This is a genomic window from Bacillus sp. EB106-08-02-XG196, assembly GCF_013396335.1.
In the GTDB taxonomy this organism is placed as follows: Bacteria; Bacillota; Bacilli; order Bacillales; family Cytobacillaceae; genus Neobacillus.
Window position 1 is genome coordinate 20,975 of sequence record NZ_JABWSY010000024.1, and the last position, 16,328, is coordinate 37,302.

13 protein-coding genes are annotated in these 16,328 nt (G+C 40.1%); 12 read left to right on the top strand and 1 reads right to left on the bottom strand.

The features are described 5' to 3' along the window. Nucleotides 1-94 precede the first annotated feature (94 nt). The 8 genes from MLOOGBEN_RS26820 (at nucleotide 95) to MLOOGBEN_RS26855 (ending at nucleotide 9,859) form a co-directional block, all read left to right on the top strand. Nucleotides 95-1,288: a MalY/PatB family protein gene (locus tag MLOOGBEN_RS26820; protein ID WP_179161308.1), complete on the top strand. Its 1,194-nt coding sequence runs from the start codon at nucleotides 95-97 to the stop codon at nucleotides 1,286-1,288. A 40-nt stretch (nucleotides 1,289-1,328) separates the two neighbouring features. Further along, nucleotides 1,329-1,472 carry a hypothetical protein gene (locus MLOOGBEN_RS26825; RefSeq protein ID WP_179161309.1) on the top strand — a complete coding sequence of 48 codons (144 nt, stop codon included), beginning with the start codon at nucleotides 1,329-1,331 and terminating at the stop codon, nucleotides 1,470-1,472. A 100-nt stretch (nucleotides 1,473-1,572) separates the two neighbouring features. Beyond that, nucleotides 1,573-2,355 carry an NAD-dependent protein deacylase gene (locus MLOOGBEN_RS26830; protein ID WP_179161310.1) on the top strand — a complete coding sequence of 261 codons (783 nt, stop codon included), beginning with the start codon at nucleotides 1,573-1,575 and terminating at the stop codon, nucleotides 2,353-2,355. A 273-nt stretch (nucleotides 2,356-2,628) separates the two neighbouring features. After that, nucleotides 2,629-3,939: an FAD-binding oxidoreductase gene (locus MLOOGBEN_RS26835; protein ID WP_179161311.1), complete on the top strand. Its 1,311-nt coding sequence runs from the start codon at nucleotides 2,629-2,631 to the stop codon at nucleotides 3,937-3,939. Between the two features lies 1 nt (nucleotide 3,940). Beyond that, the gene (locus MLOOGBEN_RS26840) at nucleotides 3,941-5,293 is read left to right on the top strand and encodes a (Fe-S)-binding protein (RefSeq protein WP_179161312.1); all 1,353 of its coding nucleotides are present in this window, start codon (nucleotides 3,941-3,943) and stop codon (nucleotides 5,291-5,293) included. After that, nucleotides 5,283-6,731 carry an FAD-linked oxidase C-terminal domain-containing protein gene (locus MLOOGBEN_RS26845; protein WP_483296405.1) on the top strand — a complete coding sequence of 483 codons (1,449 nt, stop codon included), beginning with the start codon at nucleotides 5,283-5,285 and terminating at the stop codon, nucleotides 6,729-6,731. Before MLOOGBEN_RS26840 ends, MLOOGBEN_RS26845 begins: the two co-directional genes overlap by 11 nt. Before the next feature lie 45 nt (nucleotides 6,732-6,776). Beyond that, complete coding sequence (locus MLOOGBEN_RS26850) at nucleotides 6,777-8,954, top strand: malate synthase G (RefSeq protein WP_179161314.1); 2,178 nt, start codon at nucleotides 6,777-6,779, stop codon at nucleotides 8,952-8,954. Nucleotides 8,955-9,025: 71 nt separating this feature from the next. Further along, on the top strand, nucleotides 9,026-9,859 hold the full coding sequence (locus MLOOGBEN_RS26855) for an IclR family transcriptional regulator (RefSeq protein WP_179161315.1): 834 nt from the start codon (nucleotides 9,026-9,028) through the stop codon (nucleotides 9,857-9,859). 153 nt (nucleotides 9,860-10,012) lie between these two features. Here MLOOGBEN_RS26855 and MLOOGBEN_RS26860 read toward each other — a convergent pair whose 3' ends face one another. Further along, entirely contained in the window at nucleotides 10,013-11,002 is a 990-nt protein-coding gene (locus MLOOGBEN_RS26860) for an NADPH:quinone oxidoreductase family protein (RefSeq protein ID WP_179161316.1), read from the bottom strand. 95 nt (nucleotides 11,003-11,097) lie between these two features. Here MLOOGBEN_RS26860 and MLOOGBEN_RS26865 point away from each other — a divergent pair, with 95 nt between their 5' ends. The 4 genes from MLOOGBEN_RS26865 (at nucleotide 11,098) to MLOOGBEN_RS26880 (ending at nucleotide 16,280) form a co-directional block, all read left to right on the top strand. Then, nucleotides 11,098-12,645 (top strand): NAD(P)H-hydrate dehydratase, encoded by a 1,548-nt coding sequence (locus MLOOGBEN_RS26865; RefSeq protein WP_179161317.1) that lies wholly within the window; start codon nucleotides 11,098-11,100, stop codon nucleotides 12,643-12,645. Between the two features lie 139 nt (nucleotides 12,646-12,784). After that, entirely contained in the window at nucleotides 12,785-13,705 is a 921-nt protein-coding gene (locus MLOOGBEN_RS26870) for a DUF1002 domain-containing protein (protein WP_179161318.1), read from the top strand. Between the two features lie 289 nt (nucleotides 13,706-13,994). Further along, nucleotides 13,995-15,137: a cell division protein FtsZ gene (gene ftsZ, locus MLOOGBEN_RS26875; RefSeq protein ID WP_179161319.1), complete on the top strand. Its 1,143-nt coding sequence runs from the start codon at nucleotides 13,995-13,997 to the stop codon at nucleotides 15,135-15,137. Between the two features lie 162 nt (nucleotides 15,138-15,299). Further along, complete coding sequence (locus MLOOGBEN_RS26880) at nucleotides 15,300-16,280, top strand: proline dehydrogenase family protein (RefSeq protein ID WP_179161320.1); 981 nt, start codon at nucleotides 15,300-15,302, stop codon at nucleotides 16,278-16,280. Nucleotides 16,281-16,328 lie beyond the last annotated feature (48 nt).

A 16,328-nucleotide genomic window follows, 5' to 3' on the forward strand; every position in this document is an offset into this window, starting at 1 on the left:
AGTCAGCAATAAATTGGAAATAAAAACATTTATGGTTTACCATTTGGATATGTACAAAATAAAATTAGGCAAAAAAATGAAAGGGAGATACTAAGTGAAATATAACTTTGATGAAATTGTAAATCGGAGAGGGACCTACTCCATAAAATGGGATGGCGGTCAGATTATTAAAGAAATAGGTCTTACTGAAAGGTATGATGAAGACACAATCCCATTGTTTACAGCTGACATGGATTTACCCGTGCCCCAACCCTTGATAGACGCATTACATAAAACCGTGGATCATCGAATTTTTGGTTATTCTGTATTTCCTGATGAGTATTTTGAAGCCATACAACACTGGTTTAAAAAGAGACATAATTGGGAGTTTCATAAGGGAGAAATCGTTTATAGTCCAGGTACCGTTCATGCGTTAAATGTTGCAGTTCGGGCATTTACACTGCCAGAAGACGGCGTGATTATCCAACGACCTGTATATCCTCCTTTTACTTCTTCAATAAATGCCAATGGAAGAACACTTTTGAATAATGCACTCATAGCGGATGAAGAAGGCTATTATTCCATTGATTTTGAAGATTTCGAAGCAAAAGCAAAAGATGAAAAAACGAAAATGTTTATTCTATGTAACCCACACAATCCAACAGGAAGAGTGTTTAACGAAGATGAACTTAGAAAACTTGCTGCTATCTGTGTGGAAAATAATGTACTGATTATAGCGGATGAAATTCATGGAGATATCATTCGACAGGGTCAAACCTTTACTCCAATCGCAAAAGTAGTTCCAGACTATAAAGATCATATCATTACGTTCACAGCGATAAACAAAACCTTTAATTTGGCTGGACTTCATTGTACGAATGTCATTATCACCAACCCAGAATTGAGAAAAACCTATAATGGGGTAATGGGCATGCATTTACCTTCACCATTTACCGTTTCGGCGCTTCTCTCAGTTTACCATGACGGAGAAGATTGGCTAGAACAGCTGAAAGAATATATTGACGGCACAATGGAGTGGGCAGTAAATTTCTTAGCGGAAAAGATGCCAAAAGTGAAGTTGAGAATTCCAGAGGGAACCTACATCATGTGGATGGACTTTAGTGCATATGGGATTTCACCTGACGAAGTTCATGACCGGATCTATAACAAAGCAAATGTCTTATTGGAGGATGGAAAAATGTTCGGTGATGAAGGTTTGCAACATCAAAGAATTTGTATTCCTTCACCTAGACCGATGATAAAAGAAGCCTTCGAAAGAATCGCTAGAGAGTTTGAAGACTTAAAATAGGTAAAAAAGTTTTCTGTCGGAGGGCAGAAAATACTGGCGGATGGCGAGAAATACTGGCGGATGGCGAGAAATACTGTCGGATAGCGAGAAATACTGTCGGATGGCGAGAAATACTGGCGGATGGTCAGAAATACTGGCGGATGGCAGAAAATACTGGCGGATAGCGAGAAATACTGTCGGATAGCCAGTAAAACTGTCATATAGCAAAGCGCTAGCATTGTGATAGTGAACATTACACAAGGTGATATGCCTGAAAAAGCACTAAGTTTTATAGGAGTGTTATTATGGAGAGCAGCAAACTTCAAACCTGTACGAAAATTATAAAACATGCCCAGAACATCGTCGTCCTTACGGGTGCAGGAATTAGTACCGAATCGGGAATAAAGGATTTTCGTTCACAAACAGGAATTTATCAGATGGCACCCGAATATATTCTTTCACTCGATAATTTTTATCAAAACCCAAAGGGATTTTATCAGTTTGCTGTTGAGAATCTTTACCACCCAGAAGCACTCCCTAATAAAGGGCATGAGGTCCTAACACAATGGGAGAACGAAGGAAAAGTTAGCAGCATTATCACCCAAAATATTGATGGTCTCCATCAAAAAGCAGGTTCTAAACAGGTAATTGAATTTCACGGAACCATGAAAACAGCGTCCTGTCAAAATTGCCAACACATCTATTCAACTGAAGAAATGATCAACAGACTAAGCACCATGGACGACTTTTATATTTGCAATCATTGTAGTACTCCTACTAAAAAGGAAAGATATATCAAGCCCGATGTAGTCCTTTTTGGAGATTCAGGTAAATGGTTTTCTATTGATGGTTTCAATGAAATCATTAACATCATCAATCAAGCGGATTGTCTCTTGGTGTTAGGAACAAGTTTGAAGGTGACTCCATTCTCCACGTTCCCACAATACAGGAGAGAAGGTACTCCTTTGATCATTGTCAATAAAGGAGATTCACCCTATGACAGGGTTAAGGATTCCTATGTCATCCATGACTCCATCGGAGAAACATTAACTAAAATTAACAATAGTTTAAATCCACCAATTTCTTAAGTGGTGGATTTTTGCGTTCAAATATCGTTTTACAAATAACATCCGGCATTGTTATTAATGGATTCATCAAAGCAAATTTTGAATTGGAAAAAGCATAATATTTAAGCGCCTCCAAGAATAAAAATGGGGGCTTTTGATTATTTGTTTAAATTTTCTAAATAGGTTGACAATTAGGTGGAGCAAAAATAAAATTAAAGGGAACGAATACTAAGATTATTTCGCAATAAAATAGAAACAGTGTTTGTTATTACGCAACAACTGGAGGTGAATGGATTGATTACCGACGAAAGTCTAGCTAAAATAAAGGCGTATTTTCAAGAATTACAGATAAGTGATGAAGAACAACATCATTCACTTGGAAATACTGGAAGAGTAACGTTAATACCAAAAACAGAACAGGAAATTTCGGCTATTTTAGAATTTGCCAATACTAATAAATACAGCATTACCACCATGGGAAATGGCACAAAAAGAGGATACGGCGGGCTGTTAGAAAAAGCAGACATTCTCTTGTCGTTAGCTCAATATACTGGAATCGTTGAACATAATCCAGGTGATATGACTTTGACAGTGAAATCTGGGACACCCTTCCAAGAAATTCAAAACTATTTAGGACAGTACAATCAAAAAATTCCACTTGATCCTTTCTATCCAAATGATTCCACTATTGGAGGAATCATTTCTGCCAATGATAGTGGACCAAAAAGAATGGGGTACGGTTCAGCAAGGGACAATGTTATTGGTTTTAGAATGGTCTACCCCGATGGAACACTTATCCGGTCTGGTGGAAAAGTGGTAAAAAACGTTGCCGGCTATGATATGAATAAGTTATTTATCGGTGCAATGGGAACGCTTGGTGTCGTGTCCGAGGTGACAATGAAACTGCGGCCCATACCAAAATATGAATCTATTCTTTTCGTATCCTTTCTTGAAAATAATCTAGAAGAGATTCAGGCATTTGCAGTCAAGGTGCTTGATTCTATGATTGAACCCATCAGCCTCGAGATCCTAACCCCCTCCTTAGCTGGGAAATTGACAAACATTAATCAATGGACATTGCTTATTTCGTTTGAAGATGTGAAGAGCTCAGTACACTACCAAGAAAATGTTATCAGGAGTATTGCACCTGAAAAAACTACACTAACATCCCTTTCACAAAATGAAGCAAAATTCTTCTGGGATAGATTTTATCACCACCAACCTAATGGATTAACACATTCTACAGTGGCAGTACTCAAAATCGGTGTGGCTAATTTAGATGTCATAAAGATAGTAAAAGATGCAGAACTAATCGGTGATTCTTGTCATGTTTCCATCGAAGCACATGGAGGGTTAGGAACGGGCTTATGCCAAATGACGATTCGTGGTGCAAATGATGATGTCGTTTCTGCTATTAAACTGATAAGAGAACAATCTGTACATCTAGGAGGATATGCGATAGCAAAGCACCTGCTATTCGCGCTACGCAAGACCGTAAATGTTTGGGGAGATCAGACTTCATCCCATTTTCTTTTTAAAGGCATCAAACAAAAAATTGATCCTAACCAAACCTTAAACCCAAGTCGTTTCGTTGGGGGGATATAACATGAGTGTAAAAGAAAAACAAGACCTGCACTGCACTTCTTCTCTAGGAAACTATTTATGGCGTGACCCACCACAGGAAAGTAAGTGGGCGGATTGTGTTCATTGTGGTATGTGCCTAGAATCATGTCCTACATATGAACAAAGTGGTGAAGAGCAGCATTCCCCGCGCGGTCGTGTTTATCTGATAAAAGCAGTGGCCGAGGGAAAGTTGAATGTGGATGAACATTTTGCGGAGCCCGTTTTTTCTTGTTTAGATTGCCGTGCCTGTACCACGGCATGTCCTGTTGATATAGATGTTGGCGGTCTCATAGAGGAGGCACGAGGCCAAATCAGGCAAGCTATGCCACTTAAGGGGTGGAAGGGAGCGGTGAACAAGTTCTTTCTTCATGGCGTGTTCCCTCATCATAATCGCTTACGGTCGCTCGGCGGTCTGTTACGATTTTATCAAAAAAGCGGCATGCAAAAAGTGGCCAGAAAAACAAAGCTCATTCATATCATGCCGCAGCATTTAACGGAAATGGAATCAATTATGCCGGAAGTAAAAGGGTCTGTCCGTAATAAATTCAATTCCGTCATAAAAGCTAAAGGTGAATCAAAGCATAAAGTGGCAATGCTGACTGGCTGTGTGATGGACGTTTTTTTTAGTGATATCAATGAGTCCACAATCAATGTGCTTACTAGGAATGGAAATGATGTGAGTATCCCGAAAAACCAAACGTGCTGTGGTGCTTTGCATGTTCATGCAGGTGACAGAGAGATGGGCAGGAAGCTGGCGAAGCAGAATATTGAAGCATTTGAGAACGCGGAAAAGGTGATTGTCAATGCAGCTGGCTGCGGATGCATGATGAAGGAATATGCAGAATTATTTCGTGATGAACCAGAGTGGAAAGAACGTGCTGAAGAATTCGAAGAGAAGGTAGTAGATATATCCAAATACTTGCATGACACTGGATATGAAAAGCCAAAAGCAATGATGAATATGCGTATCACCTATCATGATGCATGTCATTTAGCACATGGCCAAGGAGTAAGGAAAGAACCTCGAGAGATTCTCCTCGACATTCCAGGCGTAGATATGGTTCAAATGCCTAATGCAGACAGGTGTTGTGGAAGTGCCGGAATCTATAATATTACCAATCCTGAAATGGCTGATGCAGTGCTTAAAAGTAAAATGGAAAATGTCCCTGAAGACGTTGAAATGATTTCGATGGGGAACCCCGGCTGCATGATGCAAATGGCTTTGGGTGTCCAGAAATACGGAAGAAATCAGAAGATTGTCCACACCGTACAGCTGCTCGATTGGGCTTATCAAAAAGAAGAAGGGGATTTGAATGATGTCAGTCATGAAAATTGAAACCACTGACAAGCATATTATTAATCTCGCAGCAATCGTGGGAGCTACTCGTTCCATTTTGTATAAAAAAGTAGATTTGCTCGCCTATGATTGCGATGGGTTTACGATTCATAAGCATATTCCAAAAGCTGTTGTCTTTCCAAAAAATACAGAAGAAGTAGCCAAATTAGTTAAATATTGCTCTGAAAATAAGCTACCTTTCCTTGCCCGCGGTGCGGGAACAGGGTTAAGCGGCGGGGCAATTCCAATAAATGGTGAAGTGATCATCAGCATGGTTCGAATGAAAAAACTAATCAGTGTAGACCTTGAAAATAGGAGAGCGGTAGTTGAACCTGGCTTCGTCAATCTGAAACTAACAAACTCTATTTCTGATAAAGGCTATTATTATGCCCCTGATCCTTCTAGTCAATATTGCTGCACAATCGGAGGGAATGTCGCAGAAAATGCAGGCGGGGCACACTGTCTTAAATATGGAGTAACAACTAACCATATTCTTGGTCTCGAAGTAGTGCTGCCAAATGGAGAGATTATCGAAATTGGCAGGAATGGAGTGTTGGATGAGCCTGGATACGACTTACTCGGTCTATTGACTGGTTCAGAAGGGACGCTGGGAATTGTCACGAAAATTACGGTGCGAATTCTCAAAAATCCAGAAGGAAAACAGACGGTATTAGCATATTTCGATAGAGTTGAAGATGGAAGCCAGGCTGTTTCAGATATTATTTCAGCAGGTATTGTCCCGGCCGCACTGGAAATGATGGACAAAACAGCGATTGAAGCGGTGGAGGCTGCAGCATTCCCTGTAGGTCATCCAACGGATATAGAAGCGGTTTTACTAATAGAAGTCGACGGAATTGCCGCAGGGATAGAAGAACAAATCAACCAAATCTTAGAGGTCTGTAAAAAAAGCAATGTCCGTGAGGTTCGAGCCGCAAAGGATGAGGAAGAAAGAGGACGTTGGTGGGCCAATCGTAAAACAGGCTTTGGGGCAATGGGTGCTATTTCTCCTGATTATTTAGTGCAGGATGGGGTCATTCCTAGGAGCAAGCTCCCAGAAGTCCTGCGAAAAATTGCTCAAATAAGTAAAGAATCTGGTTTACGGATTGCCAATATTTTTCATGCAGGCGATGGAAATCTCCATCCACTTGTTCTATTTGATGCACGTAGGCCAGGAGAAACCGAAAAAGCATTAGAAGCGGGAAGTGCATGTTTGAAAGCTTGTGCAGATGTTGGCGGTACGATAACTGGTGAGCATGGGGTTGGAATTGAAAAGCGTGAAGAAATGCGCTTTGTTTTTAAAGAGGAGGAAATCCTTGCACAAACCAATATACGTGAAGTGTTTAATCCAGATAATCTCTTAAATGCCGGGAAACTGTTTCCCACCCCAGGCCGTTGTGTTGAAGTAAAAAAAGAAATGAAAGCGAATGTTCTTTCATAGAAACGCTGTTTCGTAATAATAAACAATAAGTAGGAGGAATTGTAAATGGTTAACTATGTGAAAGTGGGAGATTTACAGGTAGCGAGTGAACTCTATGAGTTTATTAATTCTGAAGCCTTGCCAGGCAGTCAAGTAGAACAGAAGGCATTTTGGGCGGATTTTGAGAGGATTATCACCAATCTGACTCCGAAAAATAAGGAATTACTCGCAAGAAGAGATGAACTTCAAAGGAAAATTAATACTTGGCATAGGGAAAATAAAGAATTCGATTTTAATAGCTACAAAGCTTACTTAGAGGAAATCGGCTATCTGCTGCCAGAACCTGAGGATTTTAGCATTTCTACTGAAGGGGCAGATGATGAAATTGCTCGTAAAGCTGGTCCTCAATTAGTCGTGCCTGTTGATAATGCCCGCTATGCGATTAATGCAGCCAATGCCCGCTGGGGAAGTTTATACGATGCATTATATGGTACGGATGTCATAAGTGATGAAAATGGTGCCAAGGCACAAGGTGGATATAATCCTGTACGCGGGGAGAAAGTCATCGCGTTTGCTAGAGAATTCCTTGACCAGAGTGTTCCTTTGCAGGTTGGGTCACATAAAGAGGCTGTAAGCTATTCCATAGACCAAGGAAGTTTAATGGTAACCTTACGTAATGGGGATCTAGCCCGTTTGAAAAATGAAGAGAAATTTGCTGGCTATCAAGGTGAACCAACCCAGCCATCTGCGGTCCTATTGAAAAATAATGATAACTATTTTGAAATCCAAATTGACCACAGCCATCCAATTGGAAAAACAGATGCTGCAGGTGTAAAGGATATTCTCCTAGAATCGGCACTCACTTCGATCATGGATTGCGAGGACTCTGTGGCAGCGGTGGATGCACAGGATAAGGTACTCGTATACCGGAATTGGCTGGGCTTAAATAATGGTACACTTTCCGCCATTTTTACAAAAGGAAATAAAACCTTAACACGGAAACTGAATCCTGATCGCAGTTATTTGTCACCTAGTGGCAGTGAATTCACTTTGCCTGGAACTGCGTTAATGCTCGTTCGAAATGTCGGGCATTTGATGACCAATAATGCAATTCTTGATGGGGACGGTAATGAAGTGCAAGAGGGAATTATCGATGCTGTTGTTACCTCTTTATGTGCCAAGCATTCTATCATTGGAAACACTAGCTCCAAAAATTCCGAAACAGGTTCCATTTATATTGTAAAGCCAAAAATGCACGGTCCAGTAGAAGCAGCTTTTGCCAATGAGCTATTTAATCAGACAGAAGATTTACTAGGATTAGCCAGAAATACATTAAAAATAGGTGTAATGGATGAGGAACGCCGGACATCGTTAAATCTCAAAGCGTGTATCCGGGAAGTTAAGGAACGTGTAGTATTCATAAACACTGGATTCCTTGACCGGACGGGCGATGAAATGCACACTTCCATGGAGGCAGGTGCGATGATTCGAAAAAATGAAATGAAATCCACACTTTGGTTGCAAAGCTATGAAAAATCAAATGTTAACAATGGTCTGTCTACGGGATTCCAAGGAAGAGCACAAATCGGTAAAGGTATGTGGGCGATGCCTGATTTAATGAAGAATATGCTAGAGCAAAAAATCGGACATTTATTGGCTGGAGGAAATACAGCGTGGGTTCCATCTCCAACGGCTGCAACCCTGCACGCACTTCATTACCACAAAGTAAACGTGAAGGAAGTACAAAATAATCTTATAGGAAGCATTTCTGATTTACGAGATGATATTTTGCAAATTCCTGTTGCTGAAAATACAAATTGGAGTCAAGAAGAAATTCAAGCAGAGCTTGATAATAATGCTCAAGGGATACTAGGTTATGTGGTAAGGTGGGTTGAGCAGGGAATAGGCTGCTCAAAGGTACCAGATATTAATAATATTGCACTTATGGAAGACCGGGCCACTCTCCGTATTTCCAGCCAGCATGTTGCGAACTGGCTGCACCATGGAATTTGCAAGAAGGAACAAGTGGTAGAAACAATGGAACGCATGGCTAAGGTAGTGGATGAACAAAATGCTGGGGACACTAATTATAGACCAATGGCACCTGATTTCGATCATTCTGTTGCGTTCCAGGCTGCTTGTGATCTTGTATTTAAGGGCTATGACCAGCCAAGTGGATATACTGAGCCCATCTTGCACAGCCGCCGACTAGAAGCGAAAGCTAAATTTTCAATCAGATCCTAATTCATGTTGAGGTCAGGGCGTTTTATTGATAAAATGCCCTGACAAAGTTCTGCATAAAGAGGTGAGCAATTTTGCAGAGAGATAATGTGGTGAAGTCTGTAAGCAGGGCACTGGATATTATCGCACTAGTGGGAATGAAAAAAGGCGGACTTGGTGTAACAGAGATTGCGAATCAAATCGATATCAATAAAAGCTCTGTTTTTAGAACCCTTTCTACACTTGTTCAATACGGATATATCGAACAGGATCGTGAAACAGGTAAATACAAGCTTGGCTATAAGTTTCTGGATATTAGCTCGAAGCTGTTAGAATCAATCGATATAAGGTCTGAAGCGAAACCCTTTCTAAAGGAACTAGAAAATAAGACGAATGAAGTCATTCATCTGGTTGTCTACGACCAAGGGGAAGTCGTCTACATTGAGAAATTAGAAGGAACGGAAACTTTAAGAACTCATTCAAAGGTTGGAAAAAGAGCTCCGATGCATTGTACATCCGTTGGGAAGGCCATTCTAGCCCATTTACCTGAAAATGATGTCCTTTCAATCCTGGACCGAAAAGGAATGCCCTATCATACAGACCATACCATTACTTCAATCGAAGCATTCCTACAAGAGTTACAGCAAATAAGACAAAGGGGTTATGCTTTGGATTTGGAAGAAAATGAATACGGGATAACCTGTATCGCTGCTCCGATTTTTGACCATCTCGGAAACGTAGTCGCCGCTGTGAGTATATCGGGACCAACCACGAGGATGACCTCTAAGCAGTTGAATCAACTCGGTCCCCTAATGATTCAAACAAGCCAGCAGCTATCAGCGAGACTAGGGCATCAGATGCCCATCCAAGGTGAAAAACGAGGTAAGCGGCGGGAACCAGAAGAGGCAAATGATGCCCGTCCAAGGTGAAAAACGTGTCAAGCGGGAATCGGAGGGTGCAAATGATGCCCGTCCAAATGTAAAAATCTAGGAAACAAGGAAACAGGCATTAAACCTAAACCCCTGTTCTAAGTTACAGTAAGAAGCCGCAAAAACTTGAGTAAAGTTTTGCGGCTTTTTCCTTTAAATTTTTACAATAAATCGACCTCTTGCCTGCCCTTGTAATATGATTGGTAGAGTTTGTGGAAGCTCTTCTAGTCTTATTTCTTTGAAAATGGAATCCAAAACTTCCGGTTTGAAATCAGTTGCCATCCGCTCCCAAAGTGGTTTGCGTACTTCCATTGGACAATAGACAGAATCAATCCCAAGGAGATTAATACCCCGAAGGATGAATGGAAACACAGTAGTAGGAACATTTCCGCCGCCGGTTAATCCACTGACAGCAACTGACCCATTGTAATGAATTTTACTTAAAATTGCCGCCAGAGATTCTCCGCCAACTGGGTCAACAGCAGCTGCCCAAAGTTGTTTATCTAGAGCTTTTACGTTTCCGTTGTAAACCTCATCCCTAGAAATAACCTCTTTTGCGCCGAGTTTATGTAAATAACCCTGTTCACTCGATTTTCCTGTACTTGCGACAACCTCGTAGCCTCGTTTCGCTAAAATGGCAACCGCGATACTTCCCACGCCTCCAGTAGCACCGGTAACTAACACTTTCCCTTTTTCAGGAGTAAGCCCATTTTCTTCAAGTCTTTGAACTGATAGGGCTGCGGTTAATCCGGCGGTTCCATAGATCATCGCTTCTTTTAATGTAAGGTTTTCTGGTAACGGTACAATCCAATCAGCTGGAATTCGTGCATATTCACTGAAACCACCATAATGGGAGACACCAATTTCGTAGCTTGTTGCAATGACTTGATCCCCCGCTGAGTAACGAGGATCTTCAGATGAGACCACAACTCCTGCCAAATCAATTCCTGGTACAAAAGGATATGACCTTACGATTTTACCTTCAGGAATACTGGCTAATCCATCTTTGTAATTAATGCTAGAATAGGCAACCTTGATTAGTACCTCGCCGGCTGGTAAATCATTAAGGGAAAGACTTTTAACCCCAATACTGAAATCAGTTTCTGTCTTATCAACGACAAAGGCTTTAAAATTCTCATTCATTATAATGACCTCCTTTAATTTAAAAATTTTCCATTTTCATCATACTACATTATAGTAAAACTATTAAACTCTTACATAAAACTGGAGTGGTGATTATGTTTGTGGCTGGACAAAAAGATATGCAAAAAATGGATCAATACACCATTGAAAAACTCGGCTTACCTGGTGCTGTGTTAATGGAAAATGCAGGTGCCAGGGTAGTGGAGGAAATTTTCCAATATACTGCTGATAAAAATACCAGAGTGATTGTTTTGGCTGGAGGTGGTAACAACGGCGGAGATGGTTTTGTTATTGCCCGCAGACTCTTTGATAATGGTTTAAGTCCGAAATTATGGTTATTAGTTGATCCTAAAAGAATAAAAGGGGACGCTAAAATTCATTTCGATGTTTACATAAAAAGGGGATTACCTCTATTCCAACTCCAAGAAGACAATTTACAAACACTTCGGGATGAATTGAATCAAGCAGACATCATAATTGATGCCATTTTAGGGACAGGTGTAGATGGTTCTGTTAGACAACCTCTTCATGATGTTATTACGCTGATTAACACACATGCAGGTAAGAAAACCATTATTTCGGTGGATATCCCATCAGGTGTTAACAGTGAAAATGGGAAAGTAGAGGGTGTCGCAATTAAAGCAGACAAGACTATTACTTTTGTGTTCCCTAAGAAAGGCTTCTTTTTAAATGAAGGACCACAATATGTTGGGGAATGGAAGGCAGTCGATATTTCTGTACCATCTTTGATTGTTGCAGAACTGGGGCTTGAAATGCCTAGGCTCATTACTGAAGAACTGGCTAATGCCTCCGTTCCAGTCAGACCCAAATATGGTCACAAGGGAACCTTCGGTCATGCACTGATTTTAGGAGGTTCTCTGCAATTTGTCGGTGCACCAATCTTTTCAGCAAAGTCTGCACTACATTCAGGGGCAGGATTAGTCACGTTAGCTGTTCCAGGTACGATTTATCCAATGGTTGCTGCACAAAATCCTGAATCTTTATTACTGCCTTTGCCTTCTGAGAGTGGACATTTTTCTGATGAGGCAATTCACACTATCTCACCCATGCTTCATCAATTTGACAGTGTTGCAGTTGGACCGGGAATGAGTAGATTTCAAGAAGGGGAGGCATGGATGATATCATTATTTTCTCATCTAACCAATCAGCCCGTTGTGATTGATGCTGATGCATTATACTTGCTCAGAAACCAATTGGACGTGCTGGATAACTATAAAGGTAAAGTAATAATGACGCCTCATCCAGGTGAAATGTCAAAGCTGTTAAATAAAACGGTGAAAGAAGTGGAAGAAAATCGACTTGAAGTTGCCAGCCATTTTGCGAAGGAGCATTCTATTTATTTACTATTGAAAGGCCACCGTTCGGTCATCGCCACACCTACTGGAGACATATATATCAATCCGTACGGACATGATGCTTTAGGAAAGGGCGGGAGTGGTGATATTCTCACAGGACTTATTGCCTCGTTACTTGCTCAAGGAGCTTCGCCTTTACATGCTCTAATTTCTGCCAGCTATTTACATGCACGTGCAGGTGAGGAGAAAGCAAAAGTCCTATCGCATTATGGCGTAATGCCTTTTGATATCATTGATGGGGTAAAGAAGCTTCTAAAAGAGATTTAAGTCGTGTACTAAATTCATAACTTTGAACTAAAATAGATACTGGTAATAAAATTGGAAGATGATTTTACTGAAACCTATTTGCCTGCTTATCCGTCTCTTAGGTTGAAGCAACTTAGAAATTTGTTAAGGAGAAGATGATATGAAACGTTTTTATAAGATGACGGCATTTGCTGTTATTCTTGCTTTACTATTGTCAGTAAGTAGTACAAGCAAGGTGTTCGCCGATACGAATGGCAATAATGAAGAAAGTATCAACGAAAAGTTTGGGCTGCCGATAGTCGTCTACGGAGAAGCATTGTCTGAGGCTCAAAAGGATGAAGTTAGAGAGCTGTTAAAGGTAAAGGATACGAGCAAGGTCAAAGAGATTACTGTAACAGGAGAAGATCTTGTAACTTATATTAAAGGGGATCCACACTCTAATATGTATTCCTCCGCTAAAATCACGAGAAAGGATTCAGGTGAAGGACTTGTTATAAATCAGGTTACCCCAGAAAATATTACAGAAGTTACCAATGAAATGTATGCCAACGCCTTACTGACGGCTGGAATTCAGGATGCCGTTGTGGATGTGGCTTCTCCGGTAAAGGTAAGTGGACATTCTGCGTTGGTAGGAATCTATAAAGCCTATGATGCAGGAGAAGGTGCAGGATTAAATAAAGAACGGACAGAGGTTGCGAATGAAGAGTTGAATCTAGCAACTGACTTGGCTAAAAAGGAAGGGTTAGATCAGGATAAGGTTAGTGAGCTATTAACTGAAATAAAAAAGGAAATAGCAGAGCAGAATCCAGCAACAAAAGAAGAACTTGCTGCAATTATTGATGAAAAATTAAAGACATTAGAAATTAACTTAAGTGCCGAAGACCGCCAGCTCTTACTAGACTTATTTGAAAAAATGAGAGATTTAAATATAAATTTCGATAATGTTAAATCACAGCTGGAAAACCTTACTCAAGATATCCAGCAGCGGATTGAAGAAGCAGTAGGCGACAAGAATTTTCTGCAGCAAGTAGCAGACTTCTTTAAAGAATTAATAGAAAGTATCAAAAGTATATTCTCATAATTTTTAGGCTCAGTCGTTGAACTGAGCCTTTTGTACGTTTGTAACAAAATTTTAATGATAAAAAAAAGAGGAATGACTACAGGACTATATAAAAATCCCCAGTTTTTTGTTAAAATAGAATTTAAGATTAAAGTTTCGACAAAATTCACAAAAATATGCTTTAGCTGGATTATAATTTATATCAGCGTAATAAATCTGCTATAAGCTTCAAACTTAAAAATACTCATTTGAATTTTTTGAATTTTGAATATGAGGCAAAAGAATTATGCGGGAGCAGGAGGAAATCTACATGTGGGATTTTGAAATGGACATAGATCAAGTAGCTAGAATAAAAGTAATCGGTGTTGGCGGAGGCGGTAATAATGCTGTTAACCGGATGATAGAGGACGGCGTTCAAGGTGTAGAATTTATTGCCGTTAATACAGACGCTCAAGCACTTAAATTATCAAAAGCAGAAATTAAAATGCAAATTGGCGCAACTTTAACTAGAGGATTAGGAGCAGGTGCTAATCCTGAGGTTGGCAGGAATGCAGTCGAGGAAAGTAGAAAACAAATTCAAGAGGTATTAAAAGGAGCAGATATGGTCTTTGTTACCGCTGGGATGGGCGGAGGAACAGGGACTGGTGCTGCGCCAGCTATTGCCCAAATCTCCCGAGAACTCGGTGCGTTAACCATTGGTGTTGTGACACGTCCATTTGGATTTGAGGGTCGAAAGCGTGCAACCAATGCAGCAGCAGGGATTGATTTAATGCGGGAAGCTGTAGACACATTGATTATTGTACCTAACGATCGCTTGCTGCAAATCGTTGATAAAAAGACTCCTATGATTCAAGCATTCCGCGAAGCGGATAACGTGCTCAGACAGGGTGTGCAAGGGATTTCCGATCTAATTGCTGTTCCGGGATTAATCAACCTCGATTTTGCTGATGTTAAAACCATTATGTCCAATCAAGGGACAGCTTTAATGGGTATTGGTTTAGCTAAAGGGAAAGACCGCGCAGTGGAAGCAGCGAAGAAAGCCATTTCTAGTCCATTACTAGAAACTTCGATTGATGGAGCACAGGGTGTACTAATGAATATTACGGGTGGCAGTAATTTAAGTCTTTATGAAGTTCAAGAAGCTGCAGATATCGTTTCCTCTGCTGCAGACAAAGAATTAAATATGATTTTCGGTTCAATCATCAATGAAGACTTTAAAGATGAGATTATGATAACGGTAATCGCAACTGGTTTTTCCGAAACAGAACTTTCTTCTAGAAAAAGTGCAGCTGTTCCTGCGAGGGAGACTAATTCTAGACCACAGTCACAAGGATTTTCACGACGGGAGCAAAGTGTTCAAGAAGAGCCAGCACAAAGTCATGATAAGCCAAGACAACAATCGGAAGATGCGTTAGATATCCCAACATTCCTGCGTAATCGAAATAGAAGATAAAGCGTACAAGTAAGGCCGCTCGAGAATAATCTCTCAGCGGCCTTTTTTTGTGTCAGGATAAAGCGTATTCATTTTCGACAAATTTTTTTGAAAATTTAAGGGTGAAATTTAAACAATTATGCTAAAATAATAGTGAAATCACAACAGCAAGGAGCAAACGCTATGTTGAAGGATATTTTTATAGGCTTATCTCAAAACCAAGTTCTAAATAGTGCAGCAAAAAAGTATGGCTTAAAAATGGGTGCACAAAGTGTCGTTGCAGGTACTAATATCGATGAGGTAATTAAAAGTATTAAAGAGTTAAACGCACACGGTATCTCTTGTACCGTTGATAACTTAGGTGAATTCGTCTTTAAAGAAGAAGAAGCAACAGAAGCGAAGGAACAAATTCTTAACGTTATTGAAGCAATTCATGAACATAAAGTGGATGCGCATATTTCTTTAAAACCAACGCAAATAGGTTTGGATATCGAATTCAACTTTTGCTTAAGTAATCTGAGAGAAATCGTTGATAGAGCAAACAATTATGGTATATTTGTTAACATTGACATGGAAGATACCGGCCATCTTCAGCCTACATTTGATGTATTGGATGAGTTGTCTAAGGAATATGACAACGTTGGGACGGTTATTCAAGCTTATTTGCTTCGTGCTGATGAATATCTTGAAAAATATAAAAACTACCGTATTCGGATTGTGAAAGGGGCATATAAGGAGCCTGCTGAATACGCTTACCAAGATAAGAAAGATATCGATGCAAACTTCATTAAATTAATCGAGTGGCATTTATTAAACGGCAAATTCACTTCTATTGCAACACATGATCATCACATTATTAACCATGTGAAGGAATTTGTTAAGAGGAACAACATCCCAAATGAGCAATTTGAGATTCAAATGCTCTATGGATTTAGAAAAGAACTTCAACTACAATTAGCAAGTGAAGGCTATAACTTCTGCACATATGTTCCATTTGGAAATGACTGGTACGGATATTTCATGAGACGACTTGCAGAAAGACCTCAAAACTTAAATCTAGTTGCAAAGCAAGTGTTTAACAAAAAAACAAACACGATGATAGGGGTAGCTGCAGGGGCATTTTTATTAGGAAGATTGACGAAAAATGCTAAGAAGGAACGTTAATAGGTAAGTGTAAACCCTTTCCATTGAGAGGGTTTTTCTTTTTATGAT